The organism is Blautia sp. HCP28S3_G10 (assembly GCF_052065235.1).
GTDB lineage: Bacteria > Bacillota > Clostridia > Lachnospirales > Lachnospiraceae > Blautia_A.
Genome location: NZ_JBQHUL010000003.1, coordinates 56408 through 83058 on the forward strand (window position 1 = coordinate 56408; position 26651 = coordinate 83058).

At 39.4% G+C, this 26651-nt stretch carries 22 protein-coding genes and 1 pseudogene; 19 read left to right on the top strand and 4 right to left on the bottom strand.

Annotated features, from left to right (window positions below; all coding sequences use genetic code 11):
* Positions 1-9 precede the first annotated feature (9 nt).
* Positions 10-999: a helix-turn-helix transcriptional regulator gene (locus ACTNB8_RS02555; protein ID WP_441052015.1), complete on the top strand. Its 990-nt coding sequence runs from the start codon at positions 10-12 to the stop codon at positions 997-999.
* 122 nt (positions 1000-1121) lie between these two features.
* Positions 1122-1439, top strand: coding sequence for a hypothetical protein (locus ACTNB8_RS02560; protein WP_441052017.1), 318 nt, complete (start codon positions 1122-1124; stop codon positions 1437-1439).
* 271 nt (positions 1440-1710) lie between these two features.
* On the opposite strand, the gene ACTNB8_RS02565 is transcribed toward ACTNB8_RS02560, so the two are convergent.
* The 3 genes from ACTNB8_RS02565 to ACTNB8_RS02575 all read right to left on the bottom strand — a co-directional run bounded on the left by ACTNB8_RS02565 (position 1711) and on the right by ACTNB8_RS02575 (position 5137).
* Positions 1711-2130, bottom strand: coding sequence for a S24 family peptidase (locus ACTNB8_RS02565; protein WP_441052203.1), 420 nt, complete (start codon positions 2128-2130; stop codon positions 1711-1713).
* A gap of 210 nt (positions 2131-2340) precedes the next feature.
* A complete protein-coding gene (locus tag ACTNB8_RS02570) occupies positions 2341-3501 on the bottom strand; it encodes a YibE/F family protein (RefSeq protein WP_441052019.1) in 1161 nt (386 codons plus the stop codon).
* Positions 3502-3517: 16 nt separating this feature from the next.
* Entirely contained in the window at positions 3518-5137 is a 1620-nt protein-coding gene (locus tag ACTNB8_RS02575; protein WP_441052021.1) for a metallophosphoesterase, read from the bottom strand.
* 465 nt (positions 5138-5602) lie between these two features.
* Between ACTNB8_RS02575 and ACTNB8_RS02580 the strand changes: the two genes are divergently transcribed.
* A complete protein-coding gene (locus ACTNB8_RS02580) occupies positions 5603-6061 on the top strand; it encodes a ferritin-like domain-containing protein (RefSeq protein ID WP_161285556.1) in 459 nt (152 codons plus the stop codon).
* A 247-nt stretch (positions 6062-6308) separates the two neighbouring features.
* Here the strand turns inward: ACTNB8_RS02580 and ACTNB8_RS02585 are convergent, their stop codons facing one another.
* Complete coding sequence (locus tag ACTNB8_RS02585) at positions 6309-8078, bottom strand: diguanylate cyclase domain-containing protein (protein ID WP_441052023.1); 1770 nt, start codon at positions 8076-8078, stop codon at positions 6309-6311.
* A gap of 469 nt (positions 8079-8547) precedes the next feature.
* Between ACTNB8_RS02585 and ACTNB8_RS02590 the strand changes: the two genes are divergently transcribed.
* The 16 genes and pseudogenes from ACTNB8_RS02590 to ACTNB8_RS02665 all read left to right on the top strand — a co-directional run bounded on the left by ACTNB8_RS02590 (position 8548) and on the right by ACTNB8_RS02665 (position 26597).
* Entirely contained in the window at positions 8548-9234 is a 687-nt protein-coding gene (locus ACTNB8_RS02590; protein WP_441052025.1) for an MBL fold metallo-hydrolase, read from the top strand.
* A 4-nt stretch (positions 9235-9238) separates the two neighbouring features.
* Positions 9239-9328: pseudogene (locus ACTNB8_RS02595) on the top strand (lactoylglutathione lyase); the annotation flags it as partial.
* 373 nt (positions 9329-9701) lie between these two features.
* Positions 9702-10043, top strand: coding sequence for an arsenate reductase family protein (locus ACTNB8_RS02600; RefSeq protein WP_118039893.1), 342 nt, complete (start codon positions 9702-9704; stop codon positions 10041-10043).
* A 91-nt stretch (positions 10044-10134) separates the two neighbouring features.
* Positions 10135-11115 carry a DHH family phosphoesterase gene (locus tag ACTNB8_RS02605; protein ID WP_441052027.1) on the top strand — a complete coding sequence of 327 codons (981 nt, stop codon included), beginning with the start codon at positions 10135-10137 and terminating at the stop codon, positions 11113-11115.
* Positions 11116-11157: 42 nt separating this feature from the next.
* Positions 11158-12684, top strand: a complete 1527-nt coding sequence (locus ACTNB8_RS02610) for a Y-family DNA polymerase (RefSeq protein ID WP_441052204.1) — start codon at positions 11158-11160, stop codon at positions 12682-12684.
* 15 nt (positions 12685-12699) lie between these two features.
* The gene (locus ACTNB8_RS02615) at positions 12700-13113 is read left to right on the top strand and encodes a hypothetical protein (protein WP_441052029.1); all 414 of its coding nucleotides are present in this window, start codon (positions 12700-12702) and stop codon (positions 13111-13113) included.
* Between the two features lie 291 nt (positions 13114-13404).
* Positions 13405-15438 carry a restriction endonuclease PLD domain-containing protein gene (locus tag ACTNB8_RS02620; protein WP_441052031.1) on the top strand — a complete coding sequence of 678 codons (2034 nt, stop codon included), beginning with the start codon at positions 13405-13407 and terminating at the stop codon, positions 15436-15438.
* Positions 15435-16025: a hypothetical protein gene (locus ACTNB8_RS02625; RefSeq protein WP_441052033.1), complete on the top strand. Its 591-nt coding sequence runs from the start codon at positions 15435-15437 to the stop codon at positions 16023-16025. Before ACTNB8_RS02620 ends, ACTNB8_RS02625 begins: the two co-directional genes overlap by 4 nt.
* A gap of 483 nt (positions 16026-16508) precedes the next feature.
* Positions 16509-17852 (top strand): MATE family efflux transporter, encoded by a 1344-nt coding sequence (locus tag ACTNB8_RS02630; protein ID WP_441052035.1) that lies wholly within the window; start codon positions 16509-16511, stop codon positions 17850-17852.
* 282 nt (positions 17853-18134) lie between these two features.
* Entirely contained in the window at positions 18135-18977 is an 843-nt protein-coding gene (locus ACTNB8_RS02635; RefSeq protein WP_441052037.1) for an RNA-guided endonuclease TnpB family protein, read from the top strand.
* Between the two features lie 233 nt (positions 18978-19210).
* Entirely contained in the window at positions 19211-20191 is a 981-nt protein-coding gene (locus tag ACTNB8_RS02640) for a LacI family DNA-binding transcriptional regulator (RefSeq protein WP_441052039.1), read from the top strand.
* A gap of 348 nt (positions 20192-20539) precedes the next feature.
* Positions 20540-21769, top strand: coding sequence for an ABC transporter substrate-binding protein (locus ACTNB8_RS02645; protein WP_441052041.1), 1230 nt, complete (start codon positions 20540-20542; stop codon positions 21767-21769).
* A gap of 165 nt (positions 21770-21934) precedes the next feature.
* Positions 21935-22813 (top strand): carbohydrate ABC transporter permease, encoded by an 879-nt coding sequence (locus ACTNB8_RS02650; protein WP_441052043.1) that lies wholly within the window; start codon positions 21935-21937, stop codon positions 22811-22813.
* A 50-nt stretch (positions 22814-22863) separates the two neighbouring features.
* A complete protein-coding gene (locus ACTNB8_RS02655; protein WP_441052045.1) occupies positions 22864-23694 on the top strand; it encodes a carbohydrate ABC transporter permease in 831 nt (276 codons plus the stop codon).
* Between the two features lie 18 nt (positions 23695-23712).
* The gene (locus ACTNB8_RS02660; RefSeq protein WP_441052047.1) at positions 23713-25194 is read left to right on the top strand and encodes a glycoside hydrolase family 32 protein; all 1482 of its coding nucleotides are present in this window, start codon (positions 23713-23715) and stop codon (positions 25192-25194) included.
* Between the two features lie 65 nt (positions 25195-25259).
* Positions 25260-26597 (top strand): NosD domain-containing protein, encoded by a 1338-nt coding sequence (locus ACTNB8_RS02665; RefSeq protein WP_441052049.1) that lies wholly within the window; start codon positions 25260-25262, stop codon positions 26595-26597.
* Positions 26598-26651 lie beyond the last annotated feature (54 nt).

Below are 26651 nucleotides of genomic sequence, written 5' to 3' on the forward strand. Positions count from 1 at the left end.
TGATGTGCTATGGCTTCATTTGATCAGAAGCTCCGTACGTTATATCTGATGGAAATCCTGCTGGAACGTACCGATGATGAACATATGTTAAATGCATCGGAGTTGTGCACGATTCTGGATCAGGAATATGGGATCAGTACGGATCGAAGAACCATTTATACAGAGATGGAGATTCTTGATAAATTCGGATTGGATATCCAGCAGAAGAAAGGCAAGTGTTCGGGCTATTATATCGGTGCCAGGGATTTTGAACTGCCGGAGTTGAAGCTTTTGGTGGATGCGGTTCAGTCTTCTAAATTTATTACAGAAAAGAAATCCAAAGAATTGATACAGAAACTGGAGAAGCTTTGCTGTAAGACAGATGCCGAAATGCTTTCCAGATATGTCTTCATCGTAAACCGGCCGAAGACAGAGAATGAAACGGTGTATTATAACGTAGATTATATTCACACGGCTATTTACGAGAATAAACAGATCAAATTCCATTATGCGGAATGGACAGTTAAGAAAGAACTGAAATTTAAAAAGAATGGCGCTTTTTATGTTGTCAGTCCGTGGGCGTTGACATGGGATGATGAAAACTACTATTTGGTTGCTTATGATGCAGCGGCCGGAATCATCAAGCATTATCGTGTAGATAAAATGCGCGATGCTGAGATTCTGGAGACTGATCGTAAAGGAGAAGAGTCCTTCAAAAATTTTGATCTGGCTGCATTTGCCAAGAAAACGTTTGGTATGTATGGCGGTGTCGATGCGGAAGTTACACTGGAATGCAGAAATGAACTGGCCGGTGTTGTGATTGATCGTTTTGGTCATGATGTATGGATGTGTCCTCATGGAGAGGATCGTTTCAGAGCCAGAGTGCCAGTGGCAGTAAGCTCACAGTTCTTTGGATGGATTACCGGTATCGGATCCGGGATGTGGATTGTCGGACCGGAAGATGTACGGCAGCAGTATAAAGAGTACCTGCAAAATGTGATTCAGAACTATATGGACTGACGAATTCCGCTGGTTGTGCGGATTTTTGTACTCCTATTTTACGATAATATGATCATCAGTTAAAGGTACCAGGGGTGCCAAAGCAAAACGATAGAGAAAACATTTATCAGGAGGAAGGTACAATGAGTAAGAAAGATGGATATAGCAGACCGGGATTATTTGGAAGTATAAATCATTACGACAGCAAAGGACATAAGATTGGAGAGAGCAGGCCAGGGTTCTTTGGTGGGTATAATGATTATGATGCAAAAGGTCATAAGATCGGAGAAACAAGGCCAGGATTTTTTGGTGGGATGAATCATTATGACAGTAGAGGTCACAAGGTTGGAGAAACAAGACCGGGGTTCTTTGGCGGAATGAATCATTATGATGACAGAGGTCACAAGACGGGGCACAGTGACAGGAATTTCCTGGGAGACTGGAATCATTACGATGATTAATGGGAGATGTTATCTGTGAGAGAACTTAGAACTAGTTTGAGGGAGCTTCGTATGGAAGCTGGATTTACGCAGTTGGAACTTGCTGAGATTGTCGGAAACTGCAGAGACAATATAAGCAGGTAGGAAAGGAATAAATTCAAAAACCCGACATATCAGCTGCTGTATGATATTGCAGAGTATTTTGGAAAGTCGGTAGAAGTGAAGAGATATAAGAATAGGCTGGTGCATAAGTGGCGAGAGAAGTCACTACTGCATCAGCCTTTTTGTACGTTCAGCCCACAACTTTACCAAATGTTTTCAGAGTGGACTTTGAGGAAACGTTGATAGGCGAATATTTGCTGTTTAATGAGATAAGCTGAATACCGGAATCTGTCTGATGGTATTTTTTTACGTAAGCTTCACCATCAAGGAAGAAAATTCCGATCTTGCCCTCTTCAAGTGTATCCTGTTTATGTATCCAGATGATCTGTCCATCCAGATAGAGCGGTTCCATACTGTCTCCGGCAACACGGACACCAAAATCTGCGTTGGCAGCTACTTCATCGCCGACTTCTATTTCAGAGAATCGGTCGGAATCAAGGAACTGGCTGGTTCCAGCTGAAACAGGAAGATCAAAGAGGCCGACCTTTCCCTTTGGCATTCTGCAGATGGATAGAAGCATAAGTCTGACCTTTTCGTATGGCAACATCATCAATGCCAATCTCTTCTACCTCCGGATTATCTATAAATTCGATTCGATCATATAAGCGTTGTATGGTGTCATTGCTAACTTGTACTCCAAGCAATGCCAGTACTTTACTTGCCCCTTCATTACTAAGAAACATCGAAACGGCAAGGATTAATGTGTTCAAAGCATCCGTTCGTACCTGAGAGGCTTTAGACGCCCTTTTTTCTACAAAGATCATCTTTTCATAGCAGTTTCTTTCTTATGGAAAAGAATCGTACAAATCAGTACAGTAAGCGGAACGGAAAGCACAATTCCGAAGCTTCCGGCAAGTCCCTGCATGATCGCAATACCGATATTGTTTGAATTAATAATCTGCTGATATGGAAGATCATAGGCATAATTCAGAAGAAGTGTACTGACACTGCTTCCTGCAAATGCAAGGATCAGAGTATTGCTGTCTGTTCCCATCATATCTCTTCCGACACGCATTCCGGCCTTAAACAGTTCCTTTCGTGTAAGGGAAGAATTCTGTTTGTAGATCTCATCAATAGCACTGCTGATGGACATGGCGACATCCATGACAGCGCCGAGACAGGAGATCAGAAGTCCAGAAAAAAGAAGTCCGCCAACCTGGATCCGGTTGGTATTCCACAGAGTCATCAGTGTTTCAATATCAGATACATTGTAGCCGGAAATGCCGGATGCTTTACTGAAGCACCATGCAGAGATACCGGCAAGAACAACACCTGCCAGAGTACCCAGTGTAGCTGCACAGGTTTTCTTTGTCGATCCGCCGATCAGATACATAGTGACCAGTGTGGTAAGAAAACAGATAAATACTGCTGACCAGAATGGTGAATATCCAAGATACACAAGCGGAAGATACACAAAGATCACGCAGAAAAAAGTAAAGATCAGGCCAAGACATCCTTTGATCCCCTGTTTACCGCCGATGATGCACAATGCAAGGAGATAAAGAATGGCAAAGATGTAAATAACCCATTCACGATCCTGAGAGTAAACGCTGGCAATCGTGGTCTCACCGGCAACGCTCTGCATGACAATGACCTTCATTCCTACTGTACAGGCTGCACCAAAAAGATAACCGGAACTGCTGGTGACATCAAGTTCTTCTTCTTTTCGTACACCAGTGAGCATTTTTACCCGTACTTTCTGTTCTCCTACGCGAGTTCCGTTGGAATCGAGATTATCCTGAAGGATTTCTGTGACTTTTCCCTTTTCAAATGTCTGCCCCGTCCGGACAACCAGTTCTGTTTTCTCAACCTGATTAAGCCTGAATACAAAAACAGCGAACACACAGACAAGTAAAAGATAAATAAGATACCGGACCGCTTTTTTTCTGGAAAGTAGCCCGGTAAATCTGGTGTGAGTCATACGAGTTCAGATACCTTTAATTTGCAGAAGCGTCGGCTTCAGTCTCAGAAGCATCTGTGGTGTCAGCAGATGTATCTGTACCGGATTTCTGGATGGTAAAAGTGTCATCGATAGCTTCAGTTTTGCCATCATCGGTGATCTGGTAAGTGTCGATGGAGAAAGAATCAGCACTCATTGTGATGACGGAATAACTTGGAAGCCAGTTCTGGCTGCGTGCTGCTACATAATCCTGTTGTGTGGAGAGCAGTTCGTAATATTTAGAACCGGAAGCGGAGTTTGCTGTCATGTAAAGAATTCCCTGAGGATCTGCTACAGTATTTCCGTCTACATCCTCAATTGTATAGCAGTTGTTGTCCTCGTGGAATGCATCGAGAGCAGCCTGTGTATCAGTATCGCCTTCTTCCGGAGCAAGTGTGATCTGATCGCCGGTATCTACATTTGTAGCGTGATCCCAGTCATAGTCCGTGCCGTCTGCGTTTAAACTGAACTCATAGTTCTGATGAGTCTGTCCGTCACCGTAGAGCATTTTGGAACGGCTGTAGGTGTGGTCATGACCCTGGAGAACGACATCAATATCGTTAGCATCAAAGACAGGAGTCAGTTGGGTACGAAGGATCATACCATCTGTATCAGAATGATCAAGACCGGAGCCGTAAATATCCTGGTGGATAGTTACGATACGCCATTTTACATCCGGATATGCCTTTACAGCCTCCTCGATGGTTTTCTGATGCTCTGCCACATTATAGTTGTTTGTGTTCAGAACAATAAAAAGTCCTTCGCCATAGCTGTAATAGTAATCACCGCCGGCAGCAGTTTTTCCGTTTTCTGTATTGTTCGGATTGTTAAAATGATAGGAGTAATCAGGATTCAGAGAATCATGATTACCGATTGTTGTTGCTACCGGAAGGCTTTTCAGTGCGTCTGCACTCAGATAGGAAGCGTATTCCTCTTCTTTGGCTTCACCGGTTTTGTTTACCTGATCACCGGCGGAGATAACAAAGTTAATATCTGGGTTTTCAGAAAGAGCAGTATTGAGAGTACGATTCCAGGAAAAACCATCATTTTCTGCTGCAGTATTAGCTTCACCGGATTCGTTTGTCAGCTCGGCACCATCCTGAGTCTGACCTTTGGAAGCACCAATCTGTGGGTCACCTACATAGAGGATTTTTACGGAATCTGTTTTCTGTGTTTTATATTCGCACACGTCTGTCTGCTGACCGTTTTTCTCTACTGTGTAGTAGTAGGTTGTCTCTGGTTCGAGTCCGGTTACAGTTACGTGATTATATTCATATGCTTTATCGCCGGTAAGTTCCTGATCCACATCGCCGGCAGTACCCTCGAAAGTTTCAAGATTGTCTTTATCGGTTCCGAAATGGACAACAGGAGTAGCAGTACTGTCACCTTTTTCGCTGTACCATGCAAAGTTAAGCTGTGTGTCATCTGCACCCGGAGTGAGAGATACTTTGGTAAAATCTGCTGCCGCATCTGCCCAGCTGGAAGTCCAGTCAGACCATCCGGAATCAGCACCGGTAACGCTGCTGTCTGTGTAGTGTTCTGTGGAGGCATAAACGGAAGGACATGCAGTTGTAATGGAACAAAGAGCTAAAAAACCGACAATCAATTTTCTTTTCATAATAATATAAACTCCTTTAAGAGATAGATAATTAAAATGTAATAGATATTTGTTGGATCCAATCTTTATCCTCAGTCGACGCTGTGAAGTATATCACTGTAATTTTCAGAAAACAATAGCATTTACGGAGGTTTGATTGAGATTTTACAGAATCTTCATATAAAAATGTTTGATAATCTTTGTCAGGATTGCAGAATGGATTCTGTATGTTTCGTGAATAGGAAAATCTTCACAGGGATGTTATGATAGTAAATACAAAGAGGAGAATCGAAGGTGTGATCCTTAATCCCTGGAACCGCACGATCATGTTAGATAAATACCTGATCAAGGTGATTCTGGGAAAAAATATATAAGATTTTTTCTGAAATAAGTCTATAAAATTTTATCATAAGTTCAGGTATAATATTTCCCATCACAGCAGATACTGTCATCGTATTGCAAAATCAAAGAGAGGAAGCGTATACGATGATATTAAAAGAAAAGGAACGTACCACGATTGAAGACTTACAGACACAGGAAAAAAGCTGTATTGAAAAATACGGAAGATATGCGCAGCAGGCGAAAGATCCTGAACTGAAGAATCTTTTTCAGATTCTGGAAAAGAAGGAAAGAGAACATTATGATTCTCTTGACCGTGTACTCAGAGGAGAAGTCCCGCAGTGTAACTGCAACGACAATGCAGGGAAAGAGTATCAGCCGAAGGCTGCCTATACGGCGATGAGTTCCCCGGAGGACAAACAGCTGGATGCTTTTCTGGCGACGGACTGTATTGCGTCAGAAAAGCTGGTATCAGGAGAATACAATTCAAATGTATTTGCCTTTGGTGACAGTGGAGTGCGTAAACTGCTCGCAGATATTCAGGTAGAAGAGCAGAATCATGCAGAGATGTTGTATAAGTACAAAACAGTAAACGGCATGGCATAAGATAACAGGTTACTGTGAACGGAGTGAACAGTAACGATAACAGAAGATGAGGGCACAGCTCAGATAAAGGTTCTTTCTTAGCTTTGGGTATAACCAAGTGAAACATTAGCTGGTATCAAATTGATACCAGCTTAAGATCACAACAGGATAGTTGCTCTTATGTAAAATAATTAAGAGAGTTACAATTCCGGTACCTGCCCAAAAATGTTGTCGCTGACCAGAATCACGCGCCAAGTCTCGCAGATGCTCAACTTGAATATCTTGCGAATTTATCATTGTAACGAATATGCATATCTTCCCAATCCATGAACAATACGTAGAATACTTTCCCGTATTGCGGGTTCTCTACAATTCTTCCATGATCAAGAACAGAAAAATAAGTTCCGTCAGCTTTTCGAAGATGAAAGTGAATATAGTCATTTTCATTACCATTGTCAATCTGTTTCCAGATACTTGATTCTATCTGTTGCTGTTCATCTTCCCGGATCAAGTTGCGAAAACTTTTCTTAGTAAGTCTGAACAGTTCATCTATATCTTTATATCCGGACATATGAAGAAATTCATCATTTGCAAAAAATAGTTCATCATCTTCTTTGTCAGCTCTGTATATGATGAATGCACCTGGAAGATGTTCCGCGATATCCTTGAATACGAATCCAAGCTGTTTGCGGGCACCTGACCGAAGTCCTTCTCTGTAGACCATACATCCATTTTTTCCACGAAGCTTTATTTCATAAAGAGCGGCATCTGCGCAGCGCATGAGCTGTGAACGATTGGATGCAAATGTTGGATATTCTGCATATCCTAGAGAAATATAAAATGCATGTTCCTTACCATGGTATGAGAATGATTTAGGAAGTTTGGTGAATTGCTGTAGCTGTACATCTGCTTCTTTAAAGGTACAATTTGGTAAAAGAATGCAGAATTCATCACCACCATTTCTTCCTAGTAATGCATCGGATGGGAAAAAAGCCTTCATGCTGTCTGCAAGATTTTTTAATGCCCTGTCTCCGTAATTATGTCCATAGATATCATTAATAAACTTGAAATCATCGATATCAAGAAGCGCAGCCACAAAATGTGCTTTTGGATTTTTTTGAATCAATTTTTCTGCAAATTCATCAAATCCATAGCGGTTATAAATATTTGTAAGAGAATCTGTGTGCGCCAGTATCTGAAACTTTTTCTTATGTTCTTTTGCTACTAACCATACTCTGGTAAGAACTGACAGGAGAAGGCTTATTGTAAGAAACATTCCGATGATGATTATCAGTAGTGTGGCATTTCTCCATCCACTTTTAGGAGTTATTTCAAATTCCCAGTTTTCATCTCCTATTGTAAAAGTATAAGAAACAGGATGATTTATTTGCCCATCTGATTGATAAACCACTTTATAAGCATCACTCCATGGAGCATCTGTTTTGGAAATTTTGTATTCGTATCCAAAATTTGAAAGTGCACTGATTGAATCTGAAAAAATATCCGGAACACGCAGGATAACAATAGTAAATCCCCAGAAATACTCATGTCCGTTTTTATCTTTCAGGTATACGGGATTGCGGACTGCAATTCCATATCCTCCCTGTTTTAATTTGAAGGGGCCCTGTGTAATGATTGTATGGTTGTCTCTTGCGTAACGAGAAATTTTTCCGCGATCTTTATCATGGATCAAATCAATCTTACCTGCCTCATTTCCATTAGCCGGATAAATATCTGTAACAATACCATTAGGAGCAAGCTGTACACTTTCAATAGAATCAGACATAAGATTTCCGGCAATTGTTTCAAACTGATGGATCTCGCCATCTTCACTTATTAAGATTTGCTTCAAGGTATCTGTGATCTCAATTCCATTTGTAATTTCATTCTTTATTCGTTCTCCATAGGTGGCTACGTTTAATTGTGCTGTTATGTGTCTCTGATCTTTTTCGTGGGTGTCTGTTTTGTATACAATCAAACTAACAAGGCATATGCCCAGTAAAAAAATGATAAGAGGCACAAGTGTTTTCTTTTTCACTTGGTTCACCTCATTTTGTCCATGGGAATTTTTATAATAAAGCATTATATCACAGAAGTTGAAAAACAGAATAAGTTTTATAAAAAAAACGAACTGTGCATAATCTGTGAAATAAGGCGGGTTAATTCTTCGATTTATATATTTTTTAATGTGTTCGGGAATGATATTATGGTACTTATAAAGAACCTATCATGTCAGTTGGAGAGAGCGGTGAAAAGTTATGAAGCTATTGTTTAAACAAAGGTTATTTTCATGGTTTGACAGCTATGATATCTATGATGAAGCAGGCAACACTGTTTATGTAGTAAAAGGCCAGTTGTCCTGGCTCATTCCTGACGCCACATTATAATATTGATTACAATGGATGGCATATTGATTGAACCATTATGGAATGGGACTATAGCATTCTTGATCAAAGCGGTTATTCAATTGCATAGGGAAAAAGGAGTTATTTTATAAAGGAGATATGATGAAAATTACTTACATTAACCACAGTGGATTTTTAATTGAAACTAAAGATTGCTACTATATTTTTGACTATTATAAGGGTGAATTACCACTTCTTGACAAGAAAAAAGAAGTAATTGTTTTTTGCAGTCATTTTCATAAGGATCATTTTAATCCTGTGATTTTTGAGATCCTTGATGATATGAGCATGACATATCAGGCAATTTTGGCGAAAGATATACGCAAAAGAAAACATTTGCCAGATATGAAGATCACATATGTTTATCATGATCAGACTTATAATCTGGATAATGGCACCCAAGTCGATACATTGTTATCTAACGATAGTGGTGTAGCATTTATTGTCAAAACAAAGGAAGGCACCATTTATCATGCCGGTGACTTAAATGACTGGTATTGGGATGGTGAGCCAAAAGCTGATAACCAGAGACTTACTTCAGCATATCGTGTAGAGATCAGGAAAATCAAGGGTATGCATTTTGATGCTGCATTTGTCCCTTTAGATCCGAGACAGGGAAATCACTATGCCGACGGGATTCTGTATTTCCTTAAAAATGTAGATTGCAATGTCATTTTTCCAATGCATTACTGGAATGATGCCAATGTAATTGAGCGGTTTATTACTGAATATCCGCAATATAAATCACGTATTAAAAACACAGAATGTGCAAAAGGAGAAGAATTATGAAATTCCACAGCCATATAATCTGGGTGAATGCGAATTCCACCTGGCATTCCAGGCAAAGGATTACGAGGCAGCGCATAAGAAGCATGAAGAGATGGCATTCAGTAATAAGCTTGGTATAAAGAACACATCTGAATATTTAGCAGAAAAAGAACAGAAAAAATGAAAGACACATGTCAGAATGAGTTTCAGAAGGAAGAAAAAAATGTTATCGTTATTATTTATAATTTGTATGATTTGGTTTGTTGGAAAATTTTTGTTCTTTAATCAGCCTTTAATCAGTTATTTATGACAATTTATTACATGTAAGGTATAATAATGAACAAGAGATTCGGTTATGAGCAAGTAGCGAAGCGGATTGCGAATATCCGCTTTGAAAGGACCACGAAAACGAACAGCAGAAGATGATGAGCATTTCAGAGCGTTTTTTGAAAAAATGATACATATGGCGATGGACAAGGAGAATTAATTTGAATATACAGATTTTTGGAACAAAGAAGTGCAATGATACAAAGAAAGCAGAACGTTTCTTTAAGGAACGTGGGATCAAGTTTCAGTTTATTGATATGAAAGAAAAGGGAATGAGTAAGGGCGAATTTAATTCAGTTGCCCAGGCAAATGGTGGACTGGAAAATATGATTAACTGGGAGGGCAAGGATAAGGATCTGCTTGCGCTCATTAAGTACATTGCAGAGGAAGATAAACTTGAGAAGGTGCTGGAAAATCCGCAGGTGATTAAGACACCGGTTGTCCGTAATGGAAAACAATCCACTCTTGGATATCAGCCCGATATCTGGAAGGCGTGGAAGTAAGAGTGCCGGTAGATTTTTGACCAAGATAAAACAAATGATTCAACTGAAAGGCAATTAAATGACATTCAATTTTGACAGAGAATTCCAATCTATGATGCAAGAGCACAATTTAAATTCGGTGATTCTTTTGGGGCATCTGAACCCGGATGGCGATGCAGCCGGATCGGTGATGGGACTTGCACATTATATAAAGGTAAACTATTCGCAGTACAAAGTGCTGCCATATCTGGCAGATACGTTGGATAAAGGACCGAAGAAGCAGGTAAAACTGGATAAGGTCTTCGATCCGTTTGAGAAGCCGGATGTAAAAGAAAAATATGCAGTTATCGTATGTGATACTGCAGTTCTATCAAGGATGATTGGCAGGGAATATTACGAGGGAGCAGCAGCTAGTATGGTAATTGATCATCATGCGTCCAATGAGGGTTATGGCGATGTGAATTATACAAAAATCTCGGAAGCCTGCGCAGAGAATGTTTACTACATCTTGGACTCGGCCAAGCTGAAGAACACTGTCGATTGCGAAGCGAAACCGACTGCAGCAGACTACATTTATATGGGTATCCTGCATGATACAGGATGTTTTACCCGAGCGAAAGTAAGTACCATGAAGGCTGTGACTGGACTACTCGAGATGGGAGTAGATCATAGTTATGTAATGCATACTATGCATAATGACACTCTGGAAAGTCTGCAGAAGAGATCAGAATTGTTGAAGCGGGCAGAACGTCTGCTGGATGGAAATGTTGCCTGTGTGTGTATCAATCGTGCTGAGAGCGAGGCAGAGGGAATCAGTTATGAGGATATCCATCCAATCAGCGGATTTCTCAGAGACTGCGAAGACATTCAGCTAGGTTTTACCATGTATGAGGAAGAAGAAAACCGCTGGCGTTGTTCCTTCCGGTCTGATGGAAAATGGATCAATGTAAATGAACTTCTGCAGGCATTTGGCGGAGGTGGACATGCTGCAGCAGCAGGTGTGCGCAAGCGGACGAATGATGTAGAAAAATTCAGACAGGAAATCCTTGAACGGATTGTTGCGATGAGAAAGATTTCCGGTCAAGATAAATAAGAATTAGAAACAGAACACAGGAGAATCGGGAGGTGTAGAATGATGGAAAAGGAAAGAACCTATATTGCAATCGATCTTAAGTCATTCTATGCGTCTGTGGAATGTAAAGAACGAAATAGGGATCCTTTGACGACCAATCTTGTGGTTGCGGATAAAAGCAGAACAGAAAAAACGATCTGTCTTGCGGTATCTCCAGCTTTAAAGTGTTATGGGATACCAGGAAGGGCTCGTTTATTTGAGGTTGTTCAAAAAGTAAAAGAAGCCAACAGCACCCGCAGGTGGAAAGCGCCGAACAGAACTTTTATCGGAACCTCTGATGACAGCACAGAATTAGATACCGATCCTGCACTGGAGATCGATTATATTGTTGCTCCACCCCGGATGGCTCTCTATCTGGAATACAGCACCAGAATTTACAGCATTTATCTGAAATATATTGCGCCGGAAGATATTTTCCCTTATTCGATCGACGAAGTATTTATGGATGTAACGGATTATCTGCATATTTATAATATGACAGCAAGAGAACTTGCAATGACCATGATACAGGATGTACTGAAAACAACAGGCATAACGGCAACTGCAGGAATCGGAACAAATATGTATTTGTGCAAGATTGCGATGGATATCGTGGCGAAGCATATTAAAGCAGATAAAGATGGTGTACGAATTGCAGAACTGGATGAAATGTCATACCGAAGGAAACTCTGGAGTCACAGACCACTTACTGATTTCTGGAGAGTCGGAAAGGGATATGCAAAGAAGCTGGAAGAATACGGACTTTATACAATGGGCGATATTGCCAGATGTTCCATCGGAAAAGAGAATGAATTATATAACGAAGATCTGCTATATAAATTGTTTGGCGTTACTGCGGAGCTGCTGATCGATCATGCCTGGGGGTATGAGCCCTGTACCATGGAAATGGTCAAGGCTTATAAGCCGGAAACGAACAGTGTTTGTTCCGGGCAGGTACTTCATTGCCCTTATGATTTTGAAAAAGCAAAATTAGTCGTCAAAGAGATGACGGACCAGATGGTTTTGGATTTGGTGGATAAGAAGCTTGTCACAGACCAGATCGTGTTGACAGTTGGTTATGATATTGAGAATCTGAACAATGCCGACAGGAAAAAGCAGTATCATGGAGAGGTTACGATCGACCGTTATGGAAGAAGAATCCCGAAACACGCACATGGAACGACCAATCTGAAACGGCAGACGTCCTCAACAAAACTGATAACGGATGCAGTAACAGAGCTGTATGACAGAATCGTTGACAGAAACCTGCTTATCAGAAGAATCAATATCACAGCGAACAGGCTTGTGAATGAAAGCTCTGTCAAGAAAGAAGAAGTGTATGAGCAGCTGGATCTTTTTACGGATTATGAGGCGCAAAGGAAAAAAAAGGAAGAGGAAGAAGCCGCGCTGGATCGCGAAAAACGTATACAGGAAGCAATGCTCAGTATCAAAAAGAAATTCGGAAAAAACGCTGTACTGAAGGGAATGAATCTTCAGGAAGGTGCAACCGCCAGGGACAGAAATGAACAAATCGGTGGACATAAGGCGTAAAGGAGTTGGAAGAGGATGAAAAATAATTCTTATGACGATATCATTAATTTGCCACATTCGGTCTCTAAAAATCATTCGCAAATGCCGCTCCAGGACAGAGCAGCGCAATTTGCTCCTTTTGCAGCCCTGACAGGACATGATGCAGCAATAAAAGAAACTGCCAGATTAACCGATGAAAGATTGGAACTGAGCGAGGAAGCGATTGCGCAGCTGAACGAAAAAATCAACATAATCAGAAATAATATCGGTATAGAACAGAAGGTATCGATAACTTATTTTATTCCCGATGCAAAAAAAGCAGGCGGCTCCTATGTTACGTGTTCTGGTGTTGTAAAAAAGGTAGACGAATACGAGCATGCTATAATCATGACGGATCAAACGGTCATTCCAGTCGAACAGATAAGTGATATTAAATGTGAAGAGTGGTAAATGTAAAAACAGACACAAAGAATATAGGTAACCACGATGGCTTCTTTTGATCAGAAGCTTCGTACGTTATATTCCTCACTTTTCTTCATTTCGCATTTCCTCCTTCAGTCTGAAAAACAGATGTGGTGTCTGACACCATTAAGCCGACATTAAAATATGAAATCGAAACATTTATATGTTTAAATTAAATTCTGTATGTCTAAAAACTTGAAAAGGTTTTTGAACAGTGATATATTATTAATATGGTGTGTCCAAAAACTGATATTTGTTTTTAAACATGAGGTGATTTTGATGAAGAGCAATAACATTGACAATGCGCAGATGTCATTATTTGAGATTATTCCAGGTATGAAAGAAGAAAAAGTTTCCGATGACATTATTTCTGTTACAAAAGTAAAATTTATATCTCAGGAAAACACAACTTATGAAGATTTGTTCATAGGGTATAACGAACTGCGAGTCATTACCTTTTCCTATGCACTTTCCTTTATTGAAAAAATCATGCATTTTTTTGACAGAGGTGAAGTGATTCTGGGATTTGAGCAATTGGTAAACAAGAATGTTGCAGCGTTGATAGCTAATCAGCAGTTTTCTATCAACGAAATATGCAAAAACTCATATCTTCAAAAACGTATAATTGATAATGATTTTAAGTTTTATGTTCTTAACGATCTTGTCTCTCATCAGAAAGTTTATTTATTGAAAGCGGATGATGGACGTGTACGTACTATTACGGGTTCTGCGAACTTTTCGCAAAGAGCCTGGACTGGCGATCAGATTGAGACAGTCACCGTATGCGATGATTATGAGTGTTACAAAGTCTATCAAAAACAGTATGAAACTTTACAGCAGTTCTCAACGGATGAAATTGCGAAAAATGCTGTTCCTATATCTGAAGATGGTGATAATGCGGAAGAACTGCCTTTTTTTAAACGCATCGAAAAGGAAAATGCTGTGCTGATTCACGATATAAATTCTTGTGAAGAAAAGGAATATGCTTTTCATGCAGAGAAATTGAATAAAGACTGGGAGGAACGTTTAAAGGCCGTTAAGCTAAAGTCTGCCAAAGAGGGGAAAATTCTTCTGGAGGTCAAACACATTCGGAATATGCTTACGGGAATAAAAAAAGATATTCAGATAAAACGCAAAAGAGAAAGAATCAATCCTCAGTTTGTTTTGGATTATGTTAACCATAGTGCGGTTTACAATCAAAAAGAGTTTTTTTTGACACCAGACCCTGACGATGTAAAAAGTGATCTTCTTAACATATACGAATATATGTCTGGATTTGATTTGTTTACAAAGGATACTGTCAGATTAAAGACGCTCTATTGGAAAGTTCTCAACTATATGTTTTTGTCACCTTTTATCGCTAAGTTACGTTATGAAGGAAACCTCTTTGATTATGAAGATCGTTTCTTTCCGATGTATATGCTTATTTATGGGGACTCAGATGCAGGAAAAACTGGATTCATCAATCTGACACGTCAGCTCATGTTTGGTGAGAAAATGAATCCTTTAACTCAGGATTATTTTTCGAGTAAACCGATGACTTCATTGAAGACTGATGTAAAGGGGTGCCCGATTCTTATCGATGAGCTTACCCCTACTTATTGGAAATATGCCAAAGACATTGTAAAAATGGATAGTATGCTCATAAAGGAAAAGATTACAAATCATCCTACATTTGTACTTCTTTCCAACGATATTAATAATGTCGCACCGGAACTCAGTAAGCGTATTATTGTAATTAATCTCGATAATCGTCTGGATAGAACTACAGCTGCCTATAATGGAAAGAAAATAAACAGTATTATTAAAAATATAGGCAATTCTCTTTATTGTGAATATTTGAGACGTATGTTTGAAGGAGTTGACAATTTGATAGAAGAACTTCAGGAACACGATAACAAAGATAAGGAAGATTGGATTCCGGATATCTTTACACTTTCATCTGGCATCCTTCAGGATATCATGATAGAGTCTGGTACAGAAGTTCCGGCAGAATTCAGGGTATTTACCTGGTTTGATTATATGGGGGATGCAGTAATTAGTGAGAAAGCAGATGGAATCATACGAGACGAATTTACGCATAACTCTAAGATTTTTACTGAAAATGAATCAAGAAATGAACTAGAAATTGATTTTTCATGCTATGATACTAATGAGTCCAAGAAAAAACTTCGTATTTTGCATGATGAACTTCCGGCAGATGTAGAATGTAAAATTATAGGGACAAAAGCTGTTCTAAAACTAAACGTTATTAGGGAGCATACAGGGCTCACTTTTAAAACTAAGAAAGGTTTTTTATGGTTTAAACGATGAAATCCAAAATTTATGTGTATATCAAAAAGGGCGAGGATATAAAAGAAATAGAGGTTTTGTTGCAAAAGGCTTCTCAAGGTCGAGAACTGTATTATGACTTGTATACTGATTTCAACCGTGATTATATTGCTTTTAATCAATTGAAAAGAGATATCGAAAAAAAAGCAGGGATATTGATCATTAGTTCTATCAATAATATCGGATCAAATAAACAGGATGTTTATGAGCAGCTATTATGGCTCAAAGCAAATAAAATTGAAACTGTATTTGCAGATTATCCAGCTACGCATATATTTGATAATCCCATAGCGAATGAGCTTGCCCTTAGTGTGATTATAGATGTGTACGCTTCACTTCTGGGAAATAAAACTTTTGATATACGGTCAGCCATGTCTGCTGCAACTGGACGAAAAAAAATAAGTTATCCTGAAAACTGGGAAAACTTATATATGCAATGGGACAATGGTGAAATTACAGCTAAGGAATTTATGGATAAAACTGGTCTCAAAAAAGGAACTTTTTATAATCTTGTAAATGAATATAAAGAAACACTTGAGATTAATAAGCACACTATGGGCATAGGGTAGGAGCGGTGCACTAAGTAACTAAAGCAAAATTTTTATTCTTTATGGAGAATGTAAAATTTACAAACTCTATTTTTATGGCCTATATCAGTAAATAAGAAGGAAGAAATTCCTCCTCTTTGCAAGGAATACAAAGTATTCCATCACCAGAATCACTATAAAATATCTGAAAATAAAAAACAACGATGTAAACCTAAACAACAAAGGATAAATTTTTTTAGTAGTGTTAATAATTACATCTACCTATTCGGAGGTGCATTAGCGTCATAATTCCGATTGTGGAAGAGACTGGAAAATGTTATTCTTATCATAGGCAGTGGAGCTTAACAATAATGGATTATGGAAAGTAATTCCACTGCTATTTTAATAAAAATAAAACTGCGCCACAGCCTTGGCAGGCCATTGCGCAGCGATTTTGTTCAATTGGAAGTTGTGAAGGCAAATGAATCGGATACTACGATACAAGTACCATGGAGGAATATGAGAATGTCGAAAGATGAGTATTTGATAACCGATGCGCCCCTCAAAGCGTTGACGGTTTTTGCAATGCCGATGATTCTTGGAAGTTTTTTTCAGCAAATATACAATATGGCCGACTCCATTATTGTCGGCCAGTTTGTTGGTTCTTCTGCACTTGCAGCTGTCGGTGCCTGTGCAGCATTGACCAATGTATTTATTTGTGTGGCACTGGGAGCCGGCGTAGGTGCCGGTGTGCTGGTGAGCCGCTATTTCGGTGCCAAAGAATATGGCAAAATGAAAACCATTGTGTCAACGTCCTTGCTCAGCTTTTTGATTCTGAGCATTGTCCTTGGCGTTTTTGGCTTATGCTTTTCCTGCCCGATGATGCGGGGCTTGCAAACCCCTCCCGACATTCTGGATGAGGCAGTGCTGTATCTGCGGGTCTATTTTGCGGGCTTTCCGTTCTTGTTTATGTATAACATTCTCTCCACCATGTTCACCTCCATCGGTGAATCAAGAATTCCCTTGGCACTCCTGATTTTTTCTTCTGTCCTGAATATTTTTATGGACCTTTGGCTGGTTGCCGGGCTTGGTCTGGGCGTGTTCGGTGCCGCTCTTGCAACCTTGATTGCCCAAGGCATTTCCGCCGTATTTTCCCTTCTGATTTTTCTTCATCGGATGCGGCGATACGAGAGCCCATTTCAACGATTTGACTGGCGGGGGCTGCAATCCATGCTGCAAATTGCCGTGCCGTCGATTCTTCAGCAGTCTACGGTATCCATCGGTATGCTGATTGTGCAGGCAGTTGTAAATCCATTCGGCACACAGGCGCTGGCAGGCTATTCGGCGACAATGCGAGTAGAGAATGTATTCTCTTTGATTTTTGTCTCCATCGGCAATGCGGTTTCGCCGTTTGTTTCCCAAAACCTTGGCGCAGGCAAGCCCCAACGCATCAAAAAAGGCTACCACGCTGCACTGGTGCTGGATCTGTGCTTTGCAGCCATTGCGTTTGTGGCCATTGAAGCGCTGCACACGCAGATCTCCTCGCTGTTCTTGGGAAAAGATGGAACGGCGTTGGCCTATCAGGTGTCTGGTGATTATATGAGGTGGATTGGTTACTTTTTCATCTTCATGGGTATCAAGATGGCAACCGATGGAGTCCTTCGCGGTCTCGGAATTATGCGTCCGTTCCTCGTTGCAAACATGGTGAACCTTGCGATTCGTCTGTCCGTTGCCCTGATTTGTGCACCGCGTTTCGGCATTGCCTTTGTCTGGCTTGCTGTACCAGCTGGTTGGCTTGCGAACTTCCTAATCTCCTATGGGGCTCTCAGGAGATCATGGCCGACTGATAAAATGGCATCAACCAGATAACTTCAAGTTTGTCAACTTGCCCTTTGAGGGAGGAAAAATCCTTTTCTCAAAGGGCTTTTAGGACAATAAGCGGGAATCCTTGGCAATTCAATTACCGGAGATGAAAGCGCAGCATTGTGCGTATCCGCAAAAAAAATATGACAACAAAAATTGATTCCTTATATCTCCTGATCATTGTATTTGTTTTCAGAAGTAAGCAGGTCAGGTCTGCGTTGAAAAGCAAGAGCATTTTGTGCTATGATATAAACATAGTAGAAATTATGAATCAGAAGGAGAATGGAGATGCTGCTGTCACATAAAACGTCTATAAGGATCAGTCAGGAATATTCCAATATCATAGGTCATATGTGTTATGCAGCTTCCAAACTCTGGAATGTCTGCAACTATGAACGCCATTATTATAAAGAGCTGGGACTGGAAAAGTATCCTGACTGGTATTATCAGAAAAAAGCACATAAAGGAGATCTGTGGTACAGACAGCTTCCGTCACAGACAGCGCAGGAGACCTGCAAGCAGCTGGACAAAGCAAGGAAATATCTTTCATTGGAAAGATATTTTCATAAAGAGATCGCCAGGGTTCAGTCTGTATGGTATGCCCAGCAGTCAGAGAAAGGTATAAAATATCCAAGATCATCGAAACATATCCGGAGACTTTACAGGAAAAAGCAGAATGCAGTGAAGGATTACCTTCACAAAGTGACCAGATGGATTGCAGAATACTGCAGAAAAGAAGATATCTGCTGTGTGGTTGTGGGAGACATTCGAAATATCCGTAAAGAGAAAGATATGGGGCATAAGACCAACCAGAAGTTTCACGGACTGCCATATAACAGGCTGTATATCATGCTGGAATATAAGCTGAAACTGTATGGAATACAATTAATAAAGCAGGAAGAAAGTTATACCAGCCAGTGCAGCCCGTTATCACCAGAAGTATCAAAAAGATATGCAGAAGCATCAAATCGAAAAGAACGGGGTATATATATAACTGATGGAGTAAGATTTAACGCCGATGCAGTCGGCGCGTTTAATATCCTGCGGAAATATCTTTCCGTATCCGGAAAGCAAAAAGAACTGTCCGTAACCGGACTGAAAAATCCAGAAATAATAAAAGTAGCTGCATAGCCGAAAGGCAAGCAGTATTGGTGTCATGGACGCACCCTGAAAAAAGGCGGTATCCCGCCAGATTTCAGATGCTCTGGTAACTTGTTGCCGAGTAGTTCACAATTTGCTGATTTATTACTTAAATCGTTGTTTCTTAATGTTTGACAAGTTCTAAGTTTAAATATCTCATCGTGTATGCCTGAACAAATTTTGAACTTGGAAATTTAATATCATAATATGAAAGTGTGGAAAAAATGGCAGGGATTAAAGATGTTGCAAAAATGGCAGGAGTAGGTGTGGGAACAGTTTCAAGAATGCTTAATGACAGTGGATATGTTTCTCTGGATACGAGGGCCAAAATAGAAGCTGCTATGAAAGAATTGAATTATACACCGAATGAACTTGCTAGAAATCTGTATCATAAAAAAAGTGGTATAATTGCTGTACTTGTACCGAATGTATCCAATCCTTTTTTTGCTGAGTTTGTTGATTGTGTAGAAGGGGAACTGCGCAAAGCCGGCTTCAAAATTATGCTATGTAATACATTGAAAGATGTAAAGACTGAAGCTGAATATCTGGATTTGCTGAACAGACATATTGTAGATGGGATAATTGCGGGAATGTCTTCTTTGGATGAAAGTGAGTATTCTAAAATTCATAAGCCGATTGTTGCACTTGACAGATATCTGGGAGAAGAAATTCCGGTAGTAACTGTGGACCATAAAATGGGTGGACGTCTGGCAGCAGAAGTGTTGCTGCGTAATGGCTGCAAAAGAATACTTCATTTCAGAAGTACTGCAGAAAAAGAGTCTTTATATCATGATCGTCATGCAGAATTTCAAAAAATTATGGATGAGCAGGGAATAGAAACCTATTGTTATGATCTGGACTGGCGGCGTTTGGATATTCAGTATTATCATCAGGTTGCAGAAGAAGTTATTGAAAAAAATCTGAAATTTGATGGTGTGTTTGGTGTAGACCGACTGGCTATTGAATGCATGAATGGATTGATCAGGCAACACAAAAAAATCCCGAAAGAGGTAAAAATAGTTTCTTATGATGGAACGTATATTACAGAATTGGTAGAACCGCAAATAAGTACAATTGTTCAGCCCATTGACAGAATGGCAGAGGAATCAGTAAAAAGACTTTGTGAGCTAATTAATGGAAAAAAGGTGAAAAATAAAAAAAGTATTTTAATACCTGAATTCCGTAAAGGCGGAACAACAGTATGAACAGATGTCATACATATGTTGTGCATTTGTTACAAAATAAAGGATGAGAAACAAAGATAAGTACAAAATATTTGTATATAATTTATGAAAAAAATAAAAAGCCAATAATTGGATTGACAAAAACAGCAAAAAGTTTATAATAAAATTAGCAAGACGAAGAAAACAAAAGTTTTTTTAAACAATGTGGAACGCGTTCCACATTGTAAAACAAAATTTGTTTTCACAATGTTAACCCGTAGAATTAGATTACTCCGGAGAATATCTAAAGCGGTTGAAGCAGTATGTAAATGGAACGGCATGATGTTTAATATCATGGAATTTAGGATCTTTAAGAATAGGAGATTAAAAATGAGAAAAAAGATTGTTAATTCATTAATTACAGCAACTGTGATTGGAAGTATGCTTACAGGAATGGCAGTTCCCTGTTTTGCCGGTGGGAAAAAGGACGGTGAAAGTAGTATTACAGTTCTTGTAGAAAGTGGTTCACCTGCAGAAGCACTTGCCAATAATACAGCAGCTGATTTCGAGAAAGAAACAGGCTGTAAGGTTGTTGTTGATGCTGTTGCCTATACTGGCATGTATGATAAGCTTTCTACCGAAATTAAATCAGGACAGACTGCTCATGATGTTTCATGCATGGATTTTGTATGGCTGGCAGCTTTTGCTGATGCAATCGAACCAATTACAGATGCAGATACCAGTGATTTCCTTCCAACGCTGGAAGAAAGTGGAACAATAGATGGTAATCTCCTGGGATATCCGATGTGGGTAAACTCTAAGATTCTTATTTACAGAAAAGATCTGATTCCGGAAGATAAAGTGCCAAAGACCTGGGATGAATATAAAGCACTGGCAAAAGAAATGAAAACTGATGATATGTACGGAACAACAGTTTTTGGAAGTGGTTCTGACGCAGTTTGTTCCTTCCTTGATTTTGCCTGCCAGGCCGGTGCAGATGGATTAGTATATGACAAGGATGGAAATGTAAATATTACAGATCAGCCATATGTGGATGCGCTTGATTTTATGGTTGAAATGGCAAATGAAGATTGTACGCCATCCGATTCGCTGGCTACGGCTTCTACAGAGTCTCAGGAACTTTTCAATAATGGTAAAGTTGCAATGCAGTTGAACTGGAGCCATCAGTATCCTGCAGCTGTTGAGGCACTTGGAGCAGATAAGGTTGGATGTGCACCAATGATTGCCGGCAGTGCAGGAGTAGGAGCAACCACAGGTCCATGGTATGAATGTGTAATGAAAAATTCTGAGAATAAAGACATGGCACTGAAATATGTAGAATATATGTATGATCATAATGCAGATTATATGAACGGAACCCTTAAAATTGCCGGCAGAACTTCTGTTTATGAGGAAGCTGGAAAACAGGCTGGTAATGAGCATACAACAGCAGTTCTTGACACATTGAATGAAAAACAGTCTCAGCCAAGACCTATGATTTCAACCTGGTCACAGGTAGAGGAGGTTCTTACAGGTGTTGTAGAATCCTGTCTGGGTGGAGCTGATGTGAAAGAAACCCTTGAATCTGCAAAAGAAGAGATTGAGGCAATTGGAAAGTAAAGTGACAAAGTAATAAAGAAAAAGCAGATTGCAGACATCTACCAAATAATAAAAAAAATGTAATTAAATCAAGGGTGATTTCACCTGTACATCGAACACACTAAGCTATGATGTATGATGCAGGGAGTAAATCGCCCTTGATTTTATAAGAAAGCGGGAAATATTATGAAATTGATATCAAAAAAAACACTATTGCTGTTTTTTCTTCCTGGCGCGATTTTCATGGGTGCCTTTTTGATTTATCCTATTTTTAAAATGGTATTTGACAGTTTCTTTAAGGTTGGAATTACAGGAACCAGAACTTTTATTGGATTTGATAATTATATTAAAGCATTTACAGCTGGCGGTTTTTTGAAGCAGCTGAAAAATACATTGATTTATATTTTGATTGCGGTATCTGTGGAAACAGTTCTGGGATTTATTTTTGCATTATTATTTGAACTTAATTATAAGGGCAGTAAAATAGTACGTTCATTAATGATGACACCACTTATGATCGCACCGTTGGTTGCAGGTCTTATCTGGAAATTGATGATGAGTTCAAATTTTGGTATTGTCAATGAGTTTTTGAGCAGAATAGGGATCTTATCCAGTCCAAGTGAAATTTTGTGGCTTGCAGATTCCAGATGGTCATTGATCGCCTGTTGTATTGCAGATATATGGCTGACTACACCGTTTATGATGCTGATGATTCTGGCTGGCCTTCAGGGATTGGATACCAGCGTGTCAGAAGCTGCAAGAATGGATGGAGCAAGTAAGCTACAGGAAATTTTTTACATAAAAATACCGGGAATTAAACCGGTTCTGTTGACGGCATTGTCAGTGAGAATTATAGATGCGGCAAAGACTTTTGATATTATCTGGGCAATGACAGAAGGTGGACCTAATAGTTCATCGGAGACAATCAGTATTATTATTTATAAGACACTTGTAAAGTATAATAATACAGGATATGCCAGTGCAATGGCTGTTATCTTTATCATAGTTCTTGTAGTGTTTACATTAGTATTTATGCAGAGTTTATGGAATCCAAAGAAAAAGTAAAAGCTGTCAAAGAAAAACAGTAGTAAAAAGGATTCAATAAGGAGACCAAAATGAAGAAAGGTAATAGTATCAAACTAAAAATAGCAGTTATTATTTCTATAATTATTACAATATTCTGGCTGCTTCCATATATTTATGTAATTTGTTGTTCGTTTAAACCCGGATCAGAGGTAATTGCTGTTCCACCATCTTTTCTTCCAAAAAGCTTTTCAGTTGAAAATTTCACTCAATTATTTGTAAGAATGAACGCAGGTGGGTATCTGCTGAACAGTTTGATTACAGCAGTTTGCAGTACAATTATTGCAGTTATCCTGGGTTCACTGGCTGCATATGCTATTCAGAGATCTGGAGCGAAGCTGTCAGTAGGATTGGTGGTATTGATTTTATGCCTGAAAATGATTCCTACGTCCAGTATTGCAGTACCTATTTATGAGATTATTTGTAATATGGGATTGTATGATACCAAAATTGCATTGATTATTGTTTATGCGGCAGTAAACATGCCTTTTGTAATGTGGACAATGCTTAGCTTTTATGAGGGAATACCGTCTACTTTGGATGAGGCTGCATATGTAGATGGCGCTTCCAGCCTTCAGACATTCAGAAAGGTTATTTTTCCGATTTGTAAGCCGGGACTTGCAACTGCCTTTATATTTACATTGTTCCTGGCATGGAATGATTTCCTTATTTCTCTGTTGCTGACCAGTATGAATGCTAAAACATTTACAGTAGGTCTTGCCGGTTTCCTGTCAGCGTATAATCTTGACCTTGGACCGATGTGTGCAGGAGCATTTTTATTTAGCTTCCCGGTAATGATTTTATCAATGTTTGCACAGAGATACATTGTTCAGGGAATGACAGCAGGAGCTGTAAAGGGATGATAAGAATGGAGAAAGCCAGTGAATAAAATATTAATGAAACAAAGAATAGAAAACGCGCAAAAAGAAATTGACAGTAAAAAGATGACTGTTCAAAATGGAAAAATGCGTCAGCATTATCATTTTATGCCCCAGAGTGGGTGGATGAATGATCCTAACGGACTGATATTTTTTAATGGACAGTATCATGTGTTTTATCAGACGAATCCATATAATGGATTTTGGGATTGTATGCATTGGGGACATGCAGTCAGCAAAGATTTAGTTCATTGGGAATATTTGCCTTTGGCATTGGCACCCAGTGAAGAGTATGATGATTATCAAAAAGGTGGATGTTTTTCCGGTAGTGCAATCGAACACGAAGGTAAGCTATATGTATTTTATACGGCAACTGCAAATCACGGAAACGGAAGTGAGCAAAGCCAGTGTCTTGCTATAAGTGAAGATGGAATAAATTTTGAAAAGTATGACGGAAATCCTCTCTTTGATGCACCGGAAGGTATTCAGCCGGATTCATTCCGCGATCCAAAGGTATGGAAGCATGAAAATAAATATTATATGGTTGTAGGGGCCAGTCGTAATAACAGAGGATTAGCATTGATATATGAATCTGAAGATCTTTATCATTGGAATTTCTTAAACGTGCTGGCAGAAAGCCGAGGAGAATGGGGTTTCATGTGGGAATGTCCGGATTTTTATCAGCTGGGCGATAAATATGTTCTCACTTTTTCTCCAATGGGGTCAGGAGATCATACATCAGTATACCTGACAGGAGATTTTGATTACAAAACAGGAAAATTTGACTGGCATATCAGTGGTGAAATGGATTGGGGATTTGATTTTTATGCGCCACAGTCCATGGTTGCTCCTGATGGAAGACGGATGATTGTTGCCTGGGCGAATGAATGGGAATGGATGCCTCTATTTAAGGACTGGGGACCTACTTATCAGGAGGGATGGTGCGGATTTTTTAATGTGATTCGTGAAGTTCGGATGTGCAATGATGGAACGCTGGCGTTTGTTCCTGTAGAGGAAATGGAAAAAATCCGTGAAAACAAATTTATGCAACGGGAAATACAGGTTACAGAAACACCTCAGCAGTTAAAAGCAGGAGATGGAATCAGCTTTGAGATGAAATTTACATTGGATCTTGAAGAAACTGATGCAGATAGGGTAGAATTGAAGCTCAGATGCGGAAAAGAAAAAGAAACTCGTTGTATTTTTGATCTGAAAAATGGTGAATTGCTGGTAGACAGAAGCTGTGCAGATGGATGGAGTGTAGGAACATCCAGAAGTGTACTTAAGGTCAGTGAAAAAAGTCTGGATGTACATATCTTTTCAGATCAGAGTTCTCTGGAGATATTTACAGATCAATACAGAAATAATCATTCCAATAATATTTTTGCAGGAAATGATCAGGATGCAATAAGTATATCTGCGTTTGGTGGAAGAGCGGTAATCAGAGACTATGAAGCATATGGATTGCAGGAGTGTTTTAACTGAATCAAGTAGCGAAGCGGATTGCGAATATTCGCTTGACATGAACTGAAAGCAGGAGGAGTGTTGACATGAAATGTAATAATTATTATGATGTTACTGACTGGCAGATAGGTAACCCATATACGGATATCGGTGAAGTAATCAACAGCATCATTGCAGACATCAAGAGCAGACAGAAGGATACAAATGTAAATGATGAAGGAAAACCGGGAGCAGTAATTTATATTCCGTCTGGAGATTATCATTTAAAAACACAGGTAAAAATTGATATCAGTTACTTGAAAATTCAAGGATCAGGACATGGATTTGTGTCTTCAAGCATCCGATATAATGTGCCAAAAGAACAGTGGAAGGATCTTCATGACATCTGGCCGGGAGGCAGCAGGATTCTGGTAGATTTGGAACCATTAAAGGGAGATGAAAGATCTGGTGCTGCTTTTCTGGTGGAACGAGAGGGAGATCCGAGAATTAGTTCCGTGGAGTTTGAAAATTTCTGTATTGATGGACTCCATTTTGTAGATGATGGAAATGGAGATCCAGAGAATACATATTTAAATGGAAAAACAGGAATTTATGTAGCCAGCGCACAGGATTCTTTCAGAATTACAGGAATGGGTATTATTTATCTGGAGCATGGAGTGACTCTTTACAATTCTGATGCATTATCTGTCCATGATAATTTTATAGCGGAATGTGGAAATTGTGTAGAACTTCGTGGAGCCGGACAGGCATCTAAAATAACAGATAACCTTATGGGTGCCGGTTATAGAGGTTATACTATTTTTGCTGAAAATTTTGGAGGACTTCTGATTACTTCCAATAACATTTTTCCAAGAGGAAAGAGTATAGTACATCTTAGGGGTGTTCTTAGATCATCAGTAACAGCAAACAGATTTCATTCTTTTTATCCGGGAATGCTGATAATGGAAAGCTGCAGAGAGAATCTCATATCTTCCAATCATTTTCTCAGAGATCATGAACCATGGCCGCCTATGCTGGCATATGATAATGGATTAGAGGATGATTTTGGGTTGATTCATATTCAGGGAAGCAGCAATTCCCTGATTGCCAATCACATTTCAGAGACAATTGAACAGCAATATCTGAAACCGGCAGGCGTAAAACCGATAATCATTCGTTTGGTGTCCGGAAGAGAAAATTACATTGCAAACAATCATATTGTGGCAACAACAAAGGCAGATAAAAAGGAAAACGAGGAAAATAAATCCTGCTTTGATGCGCAGGTAGATGCTCTGTTAAGTATGGATGAATTAGTGAAACTTTCAAGTGAAGTTGTACATATCGATGAAGAATCTATAGATAACATAATATTGGATACATGCAGGGAAAATGAAGCGGCTATGGATTTCTCCAGAAATATATTCAGAGGGATTCCGGTTAAATAAATGTATACACTTACTTCATTGTTTTATTCTGAGACGGTGTGAATTTTTTTCTGT

Coding starts and splice junctions, on each gene's coding strand:
- ACTNB8_RS02570 (WP_441052019.1), bottom strand. CDS start 3,501: ATGACTCACACCAGATTTACCGGGCTACTTTCCAGAAAAAAAGCGGTC.
- ACTNB8_RS02615 (WP_441052029.1), top strand. CDS start 12,700: ATGAAAAATAATTCTTATGACGATATCATTAATTTGCCACATTCGGTC.
- ACTNB8_RS02590 (WP_441052025.1), top strand. CDS start 8,548: ATGAAAATTACTTACATTAACCACAGTGGATTTTTAATTGAAACTAAA.
- ACTNB8_RS02555 (WP_441052015.1), top strand. CDS start 10: ATGGCTTCATTTGATCAGAAGCTCCGTACGTTATATCTGATGGAAATC.
- ACTNB8_RS02635 (WP_441052037.1), top strand. CDS start 18,135: ATGCTGCTGTCACATAAAACGTCTATAAGGATCAGTCAGGAATATTCC.
- ACTNB8_RS02610 (WP_441052204.1), top strand. CDS start 11,158: ATGGAAAAGGAAAGAACCTATATTGCAATCGATCTTAAGTCATTCTAT.
- ACTNB8_RS02630 (WP_441052035.1), top strand. CDS start 16,509: ATGTCGAAAGATGAGTATTTGATAACCGATGCGCCCCTCAAAGCGTTG.
- ACTNB8_RS02575 (WP_441052021.1), bottom strand. CDS start 5,137: ATGAAAAGAAAATTGATTGTCGGTTTTTTAGCTCTTTGTTCCATTACA.
- ACTNB8_RS02560 (WP_441052017.1), top strand. CDS start 1,122: ATGAGTAAGAAAGATGGATATAGCAGACCGGGATTATTTGGAAGTATA.
- ACTNB8_RS02665 (WP_441052049.1), top strand. CDS start 25,260: ATGAAATGTAATAATTATTATGATGTTACTGACTGGCAGATAGGTAAC.
- ACTNB8_RS02620 (WP_441052031.1), top strand. CDS start 13,405: ATGAAGAGCAATAACATTGACAATGCGCAGATGTCATTATTTGAGATT.
- ACTNB8_RS02640 (WP_441052039.1), top strand. CDS start 19,211: ATGGCAGGGATTAAAGATGTTGCAAAAATGGCAGGAGTAGGTGTGGGA.
- ACTNB8_RS02625 (WP_441052033.1), top strand. CDS start 15,435: ATGAAATCCAAAATTTATGTGTATATCAAAAAGGGCGAGGATATAAAA.
- ACTNB8_RS02565 (WP_441052203.1), bottom strand. CDS start 2,130: ATGATGTTGCCATACGAAAAGGTCAGACTTATGCTTCTATCCATCTGC.
- ACTNB8_RS02655 (WP_441052045.1), top strand. CDS start 22,864: ATGAAGAAAGGTAATAGTATCAAACTAAAAATAGCAGTTATTATTTCT.
- ACTNB8_RS02645 (WP_441052041.1), top strand. CDS start 20,540: ATGAGAAAAAAGATTGTTAATTCATTAATTACAGCAACTGTGATTGGA.
- ACTNB8_RS02650 (WP_441052043.1), top strand. CDS start 21,935: ATGAAATTGATATCAAAAAAAACACTATTGCTGTTTTTTCTTCCTGGC.
- ACTNB8_RS02605 (WP_441052027.1), top strand. CDS start 10,135: ATGATGCAAGAGCACAATTTAAATTCGGTGATTCTTTTGGGGCATCTG.
- ACTNB8_RS02580 (WP_161285556.1), top strand. CDS start 5,603: ATGATATTAAAAGAAAAGGAACGTACCACGATTGAAGACTTACAGACA.